At 36.0% G+C, this 12,307-nt stretch carries 8 protein-coding genes; all 8 read left to right on the forward strand.

The genetic code is table 11. The features are described from left to right. Nucleotides 1-161: 161 nt before the first annotated feature. The 8 genes from OO013_RS08500 to OO013_RS08535 all read left to right on the forward strand — a co-directional run bounded on the left by OO013_RS08500 (nt 162) and on the right by OO013_RS08535 (nt 12,213). On the forward strand, nt 162-1,190 hold the full coding sequence (locus OO013_RS08500) for a c-type cytochrome (RefSeq protein WP_266056364.1): 1,029 nt from the start codon (nt 162-164) through the stop codon (nt 1,188-1,190). After that, nucleotides 1,187-2,530, forward strand: coding sequence for an OprD family outer membrane porin (locus tag OO013_RS08505; RefSeq protein ID WP_266056365.1), 1,344 nt, complete (start codon nt 1,187-1,189; stop codon nt 2,528-2,530). Before OO013_RS08500 ends, OO013_RS08505 begins: the two co-directional genes overlap by 4 nt. Before the next feature lie 141 nt (nt 2,531-2,671). Then, on the forward strand, nt 2,672-4,012 hold the full coding sequence (locus tag OO013_RS08510; RefSeq protein WP_266056366.1) for an MBL fold metallo-hydrolase: 1,341 nt from the start codon (nt 2,672-2,674) through the stop codon (nt 4,010-4,012). 98 nt (nt 4,013-4,110) lie between these two features. Further along, nucleotides 4,111-4,677: an HdeD family acid-resistance protein gene (locus OO013_RS08515; RefSeq protein WP_266056367.1), complete on the forward strand. Its 567-nt coding sequence runs from the start codon at nt 4,111-4,113 to the stop codon at nt 4,675-4,677. A gap of 69 nt (nt 4,678-4,746) precedes the next feature. After that, nucleotides 4,747-5,175, forward strand: coding sequence for an HYC_CC_PP family protein (locus OO013_RS08520; protein WP_439651830.1), 429 nt, complete (start codon nt 4,747-4,749; stop codon nt 5,173-5,175). 79 nt (nt 5,176-5,254) lie between these two features. Then, nucleotides 5,255-9,196, forward strand: coding sequence for an efflux RND transporter permease subunit (locus OO013_RS08525; RefSeq protein WP_266056369.1), 3,942 nt, complete (start codon nt 5,255-5,257; stop codon nt 9,194-9,196). A gap of 1 nt (nt 9,197) precedes the next feature. Continuing rightward, nucleotides 9,198-10,463, forward strand: a complete 1,266-nt coding sequence (locus OO013_RS08530; RefSeq protein WP_266056370.1) for a TolC family protein — start codon at nt 9,198-9,200, stop codon at nt 10,461-10,463. Nucleotides 10,464-10,491: 28 nt separating this feature from the next. Then, entirely contained in the window at nt 10,492-12,213 is a 1,722-nt protein-coding gene (locus OO013_RS08535) for an efflux RND transporter periplasmic adaptor subunit (protein WP_266056371.1), read from the forward strand. Nucleotides 12,214-12,307 lie beyond the last annotated feature (94 nt).

Raw genomic sequence — 12,307 nt, forward strand, 5'->3', positions numbered from 1 at the left:
GACACCGAAGTACTTTTGTATTAGTAATTCGGTGAAACTTCAGTGATCATTTCTGTAATCGTATTTTCACTTAACGTTTTCCGATGAATACAGGTGAAGTTTAGTGGTTTCATAAAAAAACGACTTCACCTGTATAATTGTTAACCATCAGATCTATTCAAATGAATGTTGAAAAAACCATCGGGAAGTTAGCTCTCGTGTTGTCCTTATTGGTATTTGGATTGTCGGTATTTTTTATTTTGGTTGAGCTTGTGAATTTTTATCCTGATTTTTTGATTGATAATAAAAATGAAACATCCTTCATCGAAAATAAAACTATTGATGAACATCTTCCTGCCGGTCGTAAAGGTCAGGAAATTAAATATGGCTACTTATTAATTAACCAATCACCCGGATATATGGGGCCTCAGGCATCAAGTGAACAATTGAGATATACAGGAAATAATCTATCTTGTACTAGTTGTCACCTTGATAATGGAACACGTTCCGGTGCAGCTTCTTGGGTAGGCGTCACTAAAAGATATCCTAAATTCAGAGGTAGAGAAAATAGAGTTTCTACACTGGAAGATCGAATCAATGGATGTATGGAAAGAAGCATGGATGGTAAGTCTCTTCCTAAAGATTCTCCACAAATGGAAGCCATAATAAGTTATATGGAATGGCTAGGTGAGGGAGCATCAGATTATATTGTTCAAAAACATTCTGGTTTTACTGATATTGAAATATCATCTTATCGTGCTGATACTTTAATTGGTAAGGCTATTTATGAACAGGAATGTGCGCTTTGTCATGGCAATAATGGGGAAGGTATAAAAATTGACAATAAAAATAAGGTGTATCAATATCCACCTCTCTGGGGACATGATTCGTATAACAATGGTGCGGGTATGCACCGGGTATTAACTGCTGCAGCATTTATAAAAGGAAATATGCCTTTTGGACAGGCTACAACCGAAAAGCCAAAGCTTAGTGATGAAGAGGCTATTCATGTAGCTGCATATATAAATAAATATTCCAGACCAATAAAAAACAATACTCAAATAGACTTTCCGGACAGGAAATTAAAACCAATCTCCACACCTTATGGCCCCTGGGAAGATGAATTTGATTCGTTACAGCATAAATACGGTCCATTTAAACCAATTGCTGATTATTATTATCAACAATATGGATTAAAAAAGAAAAAATGAGATTAACCAGACTTATATACTCACTATTATTCTTAACAAGTTTAAATGTTGAGGGGCAAAACACAGATAGTCTGAAAAGATCAGATGTTTCCGGGCAGTTCCGAACTTTTTATATGAGTACTTTTAATAAAGACAGTCTTAAAGACTTTCATTCCCTGGCATTGGGTGGATATCTTAAGTACACCTATAAGTTTAGCAAATCTTTTGAAGCAGGAATTGCAGGATATCTTTCTGTAAACACTAATGTTCAGGATCTGAGTAAACCAGATCCAACCACAGGAAAATTAAGCAGGTACGAGCTTGGACTGTATGACTTAAATGATCCGTCAGATAACTTCATTCCAATATTGGGAGAATTATTTATCCGCTATAGCAAGAGTAATCACGATGTGAAACTAGGCCGTATGAAGGTCAAAACTCCTTTCTTAAATGGCCAAGATGGGCGAATGATCCCGACATTTATTCAGGGAATTTGGTATAAGAATAAGTCTTTTAAAAAGACTCTGTTGGAAATGGGGATAATAAATGAAATTTCACCAAGGTCAACAGGAGGTTTTTATTCTATTGGGGAATCGATTGGAAAATACCCGACTGGGAGAAATGAAGATGGTAGTAAAAGTGGTTATAAGGATAATACTGATTCTGATTTCCTGATTATCTTAAACATCGATCACAAATTATCAGAAGCTTTGAAGTTCGAAGTATGGAATTATTACACTGATAATGTATTCAATGCATTTTATTTTAAACCAACATATCAGTTCAAAAACAGTAAAACCTCTCTGAGTTTTGAGTGGTTAAACCAGGTAAGAGTTGGAGAAGGTGGTAATTCTTTTGATTCACTTAGGTATTTCACGTCTTCGAAATCCAATATTGTCGGTTTACAGATCAGTCATAAGATAGGTAAGAGTAAATTTATGGTTGCTTATGATTATATTTTCCCGGATGGCAGGTTTCTTTTCCCAAGGGAATGGGGTAGAGAGTTTCTGTTTAGTTTTCAAAAACGTGAAAGAACCGAAGGATTTGCTAATAACCATGCAATCGTACTTACTTACCAAAGAAAGATTATCTCCGGACAAAACGTGTTTAACACCACAATAAGTGCGGGGCGACATATAAGACCTACTGTTACAGATCCTGAATTGAACAAATACGCGATGCCGGATTATACACATATCAATTTGGATGTATTTTATTCTAATGAATCACTAAAAGGGTTTAAACCTGAATTACTTTTAACCTGGAAGCCCGGCAGTGGTAATTATCCTGACAATCCAAATTATATAATTAATAAAGTAGATATGTTTCAAGTAAACGTGGTGTTTAATTATAACTTTTAATAAACTGAAAATAAGTATTTTACATCAATCTACTTAAAGAAGTTATCTTATTCTCTAATGTGACTAAAATCACTAACATCTGGTATTAGTTAACGTTATAATAAGTAGAATCAATTTAAATCCAACTATACAATTACTAACATGGAAATCAAAAGATTTTACGACAAGCCATTAGCTCAGGCATCATACTTAATAATAGATAATAATGAAGCAGCAGTTGTCGATCCAGCCAGAGATCCACAACCGTACTTAGATTATTTGAAGAAAAAAGATGCAAAGTTAATTGCAATATTTGAGACACATCCGCATGCGGATTTTGTCAGTAGTCACCTTGAATTGAAAGAAAAAACCGGGGCACGAATTTATATAAACCCGGATGTTGGTGTAGATTATAAATTTGAACCATTAAGACATAATGAAGAGGTTCTAATTGGCGACCTAGTAATAAAAGCCTTATTTACACCCGGACATTCACCAGATCACAATTCCTACTTATTAATTGACAGTGATGGTAAGGAACATGCAGTATTTACTGGTGATTCATTATTTATAGGAGATGTAGGTCGTCCTGATCTTCGTGAAGGAGCCGGAAATATCCAGTTAAGCCGAAAAGAATTAGCTGGAATGATGTATGACACTATTAATAACGTATTTAAGAATCTGAATGATGACGTAATAGTTTATCCTGCGCATGGAGCCGGTTCTTTGTGTGGGAAAAATATGAGTGACGAGCTGGATTCAACTATAGGTAAACAAAAAGAAACTAATTGGGCATTTAAAGTAGAAGATAAAGATAAGTTTATTGAGGCTTTTCTTGAAGGACAGCCCTTTATTCCAATGTATTTCCCATTTGATGTAGATATGAACAGGAGTGGGGCCGGATCAATTGAAGAAACACTCAATAAAATTCCGGTTGTAAAGAATACTTCTGAGATTAAAAAAGATGCAGTTTTGGTTGATGTCAGAGATGAGGACAATTTTAAAGAAGGACATCTAAAAGGAGCAATTAATATACAGGCTGGTGAAGAAGATAAATTTGAAACCTGGTTGGGATCGATAGTTAACCCCGAAAGTCCTTTTTACCTGATAGGAGATAACACTGATCAAATTGAAAAGACGAAGAAAAGGGTTTCTAAAATTGGATATGAAGGAAGACTATTAGGCACCTATTCCATAAATGGAGAAAAGGATGTTACTGATAAAAAACTTGACCTGGATGAATTTAAAAACAATAAAGAAAAATATACTATAGTTGATATCAGAAACAATTCTGAAACGGAAGAAGGCCTGTATTTTGATAATGCAATAGCTATTCCACTTCCTGAACTAAAAGATCGGATAAACGAAATACCTACAGACAAACCGATTGTGGTTCATTGTGCAGGAGGCTACCGATCCGCGATCGGTTCTAGTTTACTACAAAAAGAAATACCTGAGACTACTGTTTATGATCTCAGTGATGATGTGGAGAAGTTCAAATAATTTGGTTTTAAGTCTTATAATTGAGCGGACTGACATTTCTGTCAGTCCGTTTGTTTTTATATACGATACGACTTATATTATAAAAAAAGGAACAATCTATGAGTGAATTTACAAAAACAGTTAGAACAACTATCAAACATTGGTATTTACACTTAATCATAGGATTATTATTAATTTTGGTAGGAGCCTATGTATTTACTAATCCTGTTGATGCATATGTTACCCTGGCTTTTATTTTTGGTATAACATTTCTTTTTACTGGAATCATTGAAATTATCTATGCAATAGCTAATCGCCATGAATTAGATAGCTGGGGATGGTCATTAGCTGGAGGTATTTTAGATGTCTTAATCGGGATTATAATTCTATCCAGGCCTGAAATAGGAATGATCGTGCTGGCTTTTATAGTTGGCTTTGCTCTTTTATTCAGATCTATGCTTTCTGTAAGTTGGTCCATGGAAATCAGAAAGTATCAAAGTCCCAACTGGGGTTGGATGCTGGCTATCGGGATAATAGGAGTAATCCTTGCATTTATTCTGCTTTGGAACCCGATAATTGCAGGGGCCACTGTAGTAATCTGGACAGCTGTAACATTTATTGCAATCGGAATATTTGAGATCATTCTTTCATTCAATCTGAAAAAATTAAAAAATAAAATAGATTAACAAATATTAATCAGCTTATATTTTAATTTAACGCAACTAATTATATATTTGGGTCGTTAATAATCTGATTTGAAACGAGTAATTTCCATATCGCTTATTTTAATTTTGTTGCTTGGGAACAGCAGCCTGACAATGGCCACTCATATTTGCGGTGGCATACCAATGCTTTCTGAAATTACTTTTGGATCAAAAAATCTTGATTGTGGTATGGAGTTGGAAAATACTCATGAAGGATATCATGATCAAAACCCTAATCAAACCATTTTAAAAGGCCCAAAATGTTGTGATAACCACTATCAGTCAATTGAAACGGATGATATAACGGTTCCCTCAAAAGTTTCCTTAGATAGTTATAATTACGTATTTATCACATCATTCCTAGTTGCCTTTTCTCCTGAGGTAATAACTTCAGATGATTTAAATTCAAACCTACGAAAACCATTTCTACCTCCTGTAATAAATGACCTTACCGTCATGCATGAGGCATTTCTTTTATAGCATCAATTCACCAACAATACATTTAAAGATCTTATAAAATCTTTAGTAATATTTCATTGTATGGTAACTCTTAATCAGGATGCTAAATAAAGTAATAAAATATTTTATAGATAATAAATTAGTGACAATACTTGTTTTTTCAGGTCTTGTCGCATGGGGTATTGTCACTGCCCCCTTTGGTTGGAAAACTGATTTCCTTCCATCTGATCCCGTGCCTGTTGATGCTATACCCGATATCGGTGAGAATCAGCAAATCGTATTTACTAAATGGCCGGGAAGATCTCCACAGGATATTGAAGATCAGATTTCCTATCCATTAACAACCTATTTACTTGGAATTCCAGGAGTTAAATCAATACGAAGTACCTCAATATTTGGCTTTAGTAGCATTTATGTAATTTTTGATGAAGATATTGAGTTCTATTGGTCACGATCAAGGATTCTTGAAAAGCTTAATTCACTACCATCTGGTTTATTACCCGAAGATGTTCAGCCTTCTTTAGGTCCTGATGCCACAGCTCTAGGGCAAATTTTCTGGTACACCATCGAAGGTAGAGATAAAGAAGGAAATCCAACAGGTGGATGGGACTTACATGAAATCAGAACAATACAGGACTTTTATGTTAAATATTCTCTCAATTCAGCCGAAGGAGTATCAGAAGTAGCTTCTATTGGGGGATTTGTTAAAGAATATCAAATTGATGTAAATCCTGATGCATTAAAAGCTTACAATATACCTCTGACCAGGGTAATGATGGCTGTGCAGGAGTCTAATAAGGATTTTGGAGCTAAAACAGTCGAAATAAATAAAGCTGAATACCTTGTCAGAGGGCTTGGGTATATTAAATCACTGGAAGACCTTGAATTAGCTGTCGTTGATGTACAAAATAATATCCCCATCAGGGTCAAAGACATAGCCAGAGTGACATTAGGGCCGGCACAAAGAAGAGGAATTCTTGACAAAGATGGGGCAGAAGTTGTCGGTGGGGTTGTGGTAGCCAGATATGGTTCCAATCCTCTGGCGGTAATAAATAATGTCAAAAGTAAGATTAATGAGATCTCACAGGGACTTCCTTCGAAAACCCTCGCAGATGGCACGGAAAGTCAACTAACCATCGTCCCTTTTTATGACAGATCTGAGTTAATTCACGAAACCCTGGGTACACTGGAAGAAGCTCTTTCACTTGAGGTATTAATTACAATTCTGGTTGTAATAGTAATGATTCTTAACCTGAGAGCCTCAATGTTAATTTCGGTGTTGCTACCGATAGCAGTTTTGATGGTTTTCATAGCAATGCGTTATTTTGGCGTTACAGCCAATATAGTTGCTCTCTCGGGTATCGCCATTGCAATTGGTACGATGATCGATTTAGGGGTTATTCTTTCAGAAAACATTATTAAAAAGTTTAATGAGTATGGTTTAGATGATCCGGAAAAGAGAAAATCAAAAAATCACTTTAAAAATGTAAAAGAGGCTGTATACGATGGTGCCGCTGAAGTTAGTTCTGCTATATTAACAGCAGTTTCAACAACAATAGTCAGTTTTATACCCGTATTTGCTATGCAGGCTGCAGAAGGTAAATTGTTTCGCCCATTAGCCTGGACTAAATCATTTGCTCTGGTTGCTGCATTACTTGTTGCTCTATTTCTTCTTCCTTCACTTGCTCATTTTGTGTTCGGTATAAGAGTTAAATCAAAAAGAACTAGTATCATCCTAAACTCCGCATTGATTATTATGGCAATAATATCAGGCGTTTATGGCTATATCTGGGCTGGGCTTGCTTTATTGTTATTTGGATTATCCGGATTATTAAAAGCAACTGTTCTCCCTGAAAATAAGCTTGAAGGCAGAGTTGTAATAAAGAAGTTCTATTCGAATTTTGAGCTGGTATTAAGTATTTTGATTGTAGTGATTTTTCTTAGCTATTACTGGCTTCCTCTGGGAGCGGGAATTAGTTTATTCGGAAACATCCTGTTTGTCAGCGTATTGGTTACACTTATTTTAGGAGCTTTTATACTGCTTGAAAAGTTTTATGCTAATATTCTTACTTTCTGTCTTGAAAATAAAAAGCTGTTTTTATCAATTCCATTAGTGTTAATTATTCTAGCCTTAAATATCTGGCTTGGATTTAATGCAATCTTTGGATTTATAGGAACAGGGATTGAAAAAATCGGAATTGATATTCGAAAAACAGAAGTATGGTCTTCACTAACTCATACATTCCCAGGTATAGGAGAGGAATTTATGCCTGCGTTAGATGAAGGGAGTTTTTTATTAATGCCTACTTCTATGCCTCATTCTGGCATTGAATATAACAAAGAGGTTTTAGCTCAAATGGATATGCTGGTGACCAACATTCCGGAAGTTGAACTTACTGTCGGTAAATTAGGCAGGGTAGAATCAGCGTTGGATCCTGCCCCGATATCCATGTTCGAAAACGTCATTAACTATAAAACTGAATATATTACCAACGAAGATGGCCACAAGATCAGGTTTAAAACTGATAAAAAAGGACGCTTTATTTTAACTGGGCTTGCTAACACAAATGGCAGTATATATTACGATAAATCTGAAAGTGTTTTTTACAATAGTGATAATGAATTACTGGAAACCAGTCTTCAGCACCAGTTGAATAAACAAATAAAAAATAATATTCAAGATTACCTGGTAGAAGAACCGAATGGTGATTACTTCAGAAACTGGAGAGATCATATCAAAACTCCGGATGACATCTGGGAGGAGATCATAAAGGTTACAAAAATACCTGGAGTAACTTCGGCACCAAAGCTTCAGCCTATTGAGACAAGGTTAGTTATGTTGCAAACAGGCATGAGAGCCCCCATGGGAATCAAAGTTTATGGGCCTGATTTAAAGACTATTGAAAGATTTGGAATGAAACTGGAGGGAATTCTGAAAAATGTTCCTTCAGTAAAAAAAGAAGCTGTCTTTGCAGATAGAATTGTAGGAAAGCCTTATTTACAATTTGATATCAAAAGAGATGAAGCTGCCAGATTCGGACTAACAATAGAAAATATTAGGGAAGCGCTTGAAACTGCTGTGGGTGGAATGCAGGTTACTACAACTGTGGAAGGAAGAGAAAGGTTTCCTGTTAGAGTCAGGTATCCAAGGGAATTAAGAGACGACCCTACCTCCTTAAGTAATATTTTATTGCCGACACCAACAGGAACTCAGATTCCACTAAATCAGGTTGCAGACATTGAATATGTGAAAGGACCACAGGCAATTAAAAGTGAGGAAACATTCCTGACAGGATATGTTTTATTTGACCGCAACTCTGGTTTTTCTGAAGTGGAAGTGGTAAACGATGCCCAGGTTGCAATCGAAAATGCCATAAACGCCGGGGACTTAAAAGTTCCACAGGGTGTTAGCTATAAGTTTTCAGGCACATATGAAAACCAGGTCAGAGCAGAAAAGAGGCTTTCAATTATTGTTCCTGTGGTACTTGGTGTAGTGTTTCTGATTCTTTACTTCCAATTTAGATCTGTATCTACAACTTTAATGGTGTTTACTGGCATAGCTATGGCTTTTAGCGGTGGATTTATGCTGATCTGGTTATATGGATATGAATGGTTTGGCAATATAGACCTCTTTGGTGTTAATTTCCGAGATGTATTTCAGATACATACAATCAATTTAAGTGTGGCTGTATGGGTAGGATTCATTGCTTTATTTGGTATCGCTACCGATGATGGTGTTTTGATGGCAACGTATCTGGATCAAAGTTTTGACAGGAATAAAACAAACACCAGAGAATCAGTTCGTGAAGCAGTTATTGAGGCAGGTAAGAAGCGAATTACTCCTGCTGTAATGACATCAGCTACTACTATTATCGCTCTTTTACCAATCCTGACTTCCTCAGGCAGAGGATCGGACATCATGATACCGATGGCAATACCTGCTTTTGGGGGAATGTTGGTATCTGCTATTTCTTATTTTATTGTTCCGGTTATCTACAGCTGGAGAGAAGAAAGAAAATTAATTCAAAAAGATGAGGCCTGAAATGAAAACTAAATATATAACCATTCAGAAGGGGGCTGTGTCTCTGTTATTATTGGTTTTAACTTGTATAACGACATATAGCCAGACATTTGATGAATATTATAAGATCGCTTTGGAGAATAATCCGGAAGTAAAAGCTAAGTATTATCAGTTTGAAGCTGCTCTTGAAAGAGTTGATAAGGTTAATAGTTTACCAGATCCTACACTTTCTTTTGGGTATTTTATTTCACCAGTAGAAACAAGAGTAGGTCCTCAAAGAGCTAAGTTTTCCCTTAGTCAAATGTTTCCATGGTTTGGCACTTTAAAAGCGAAGGGAGATGCTGCTGCAATTGCTGCAGATGCACAGTTTCTTGAGTTTCAGAATGCAAAAAGTCTTTTATATCAAAAGCTGGCTGGATATTACTACCCATTATATGAACTGGATAAAAAGATCACGCTGCTTGAAGAAAATATTAGTCTTCTTAAATCATATAAAAAAATAGCACAGATAAAGTTTGAGAATGGAAAAGTGCCTCTGGTAGATGTTTTAAGAACCGACCTTTTGATCAATAAATCTGAGACTGAAATTGAAATCCTCAGGAATCAGGAAGAACCATTAAGAGCGGGGTTTAATTCAGTAATGGACTGGCCTGTCGATACTATTTTTCAGATTGCTGATACTGTGACTATTTCCGAAGATGAGATAAAGATAATTTCAGACTCTACCTTCTATAATCATTCCAAGATTAAGTCACTTGAGATGCAGGCTGCAGCTTCAGAAGCGGAAATTGAAGCGATTGAAGCTCAAAGTAAGCCCGGATTTGGGATTGGTCTGGACTATGTGATTGTTGACAAGGCCAGGATGCCCGTGGAAGATAGCGGTAAAGATGTAATCATGCCAATGGTCAGTATTTCCCTGCCTATATTCGGAGGAAAATACAGGGCTGCTAAAAACGAAGCCCGGGCAATGTCAAATTCGTATAAAGAAATGAGGTTGCAGGCAATTAATGATTTTCAGTCAGCCTATTATATGTCAAAATTTGAGTTGGCTAAAGTAAAGGATAAACTGGACTTGTATCAAAAGCAGATCAGTCACTTAAAGCAAATGCTTAGTTTGCAATATCGGTCTTATGCCAATAATAGTGAGGATTTTGAAGAACTTTTAAGAATGCAGCAAGAGCTGTTAGAATACCAGATACTTCAATTAGAGGTAATAAAAGAATATAAGATTGCCGAAGCTGAACTCGATTACTATTTAGGTAATAATTTAGATACAGCGACTGAATAAGAATTCATTGACAAAACGAGAAATGAAAATGAAACTTTCAAATAAATATAAATTAATAATATACGGCATTTTTATGCTGTTGATCGGTGTATTATCGGGATTATTCATAGGTGGTTCTGATGATGAAGAAAAAGAAACAAAGGTTGAGCAACATGATCATTCTGAAGAAACCATCTATACTTGTTCAATGCATCCTCAGATCAGGCAAAATGAACCAGGGGACTGTCCTATTTGCGGGATGGATCTTATACCCGTTGAGGAAGGTGGAGAAGAAGGAATTGATCCCGATGTTGTTACGATGTCAGAAACTGCAATGCAACTCGCAAACATTCAAACAATGACAGTAGCAAGAGGCAACGCCGGCAAAGTATTAAGGCTAACAGGTAAGGTAAAGCAGGATGAAAGGAAAGTTTTCTTGCAAACTGCCCATATACCCGGAAGAATTGAACGGCTGAATGTCAATTTTACCGGAGAAAGAGTTAAAAGGGGACAGGTAATAGCATACATCTATTCTCCCGAGTTGGTGACTGCTCAGGAAGAATTATTTGAAGCAAAAAAGATCAGGGAATCTCAACCTTCATTATATGAATCAACCAAGAGAAAACTGAAAAACTGGAAATTAAGTGAAAGGCAGATCGAGAATATTGCTGAATCAGGCAGGGTAAGAACCGAATTCCCTATTACCGCAGATGAATCCGGGTATGTAGTTGAAAAGACTGTAAATATTGGTGATCATGTTAAACAGGGCGAAGCATTATATGAGCTGGCTGATCTCTCTACAGTCTGGGTTATGTTTGACCTTTATGAAAGTGATCTACCCTGGGTTGATGAAGGAGATTCTATTACTTTTACCATCAGATCCATCCCAGGTAAAACCTATAAATCGATCATTGATTACATTGATCCCGTAATTGACCCTCAAACAAGAGTAGCATCTGCAAGGGTAACTGTAAAAAATCCTGATAACAGACTTAAACCTGAAATGTTTGCTACAGGAATAGTTGATGCACAAGTTGAAAACATTGACGAATCAATAATGATTCCTGAATCTGCGGTCTTATGGACTGGTACACGGTCCGTAGTATATGTCAGGGCAGATAGTGAAACTAAAACAGGATTTCAACTCAGAGAAGTCACCCTTGGGCCACAGGCTAATGATCAATATATTGTTTTAGATGGTTTAAGTCCTGGTGAAGAAATTGTTGTTAATGGCACCTTTAGCGTAGATGCTGCCGCACAATTAGCTGACAAACCAAGTATGATGAATAGAAATGTATCAGGTTTAAATCTGGAAGATGAAGTTAACATTAATGGTAAAGAACAAATTAAAACGTTGATAGACCAGTATTTAGATTTAAAAAACAGTCTTGTTAATGATGATTTAAATTCAGCCAGAAACCTTGCTAATAAATTAATAACAAATCTTAATACAGTAAATCTAAATAACTTTTCAGGAGAAGCTAAAACCTTGTTTGATGAATACAAAGAAAACTTATCTAAATCACTAGAATTATTCGCGAAAGCTGATAATATCGATAAAGCGAGAGATACGTTTATAACAATATCAAACCAAATTATTGAAGTTGCTGAGATTTTCAACTCCGGATCTAAGGAATATTATATTCAGCATTGCCCAATGGCTGACAGTAATAATGGGGCTGATTGGTTAAGTGCTGATAAAGAAATCAGGAATCCATATTTTGGTGATGCAATGCTTACCTGTGGTGAAGTAAAAGGAAAGATCAACTAATGAAGGATTGTTGTAAAACCGAAAATAACGCTAAAAAGCCTTCTAAATCATCCCGGATAATCAAAAATATTTTGTGGGTAATTTTAGGAGCTCT

Source organism: Mangrovivirga halotolerans, assembly GCF_026241165.1.
Lineage (GTDB): Bacteria > Bacteroidota > Bacteroidia > Cytophagales > Cyclobacteriaceae > Mangrovivirga > Mangrovivirga halotolerans.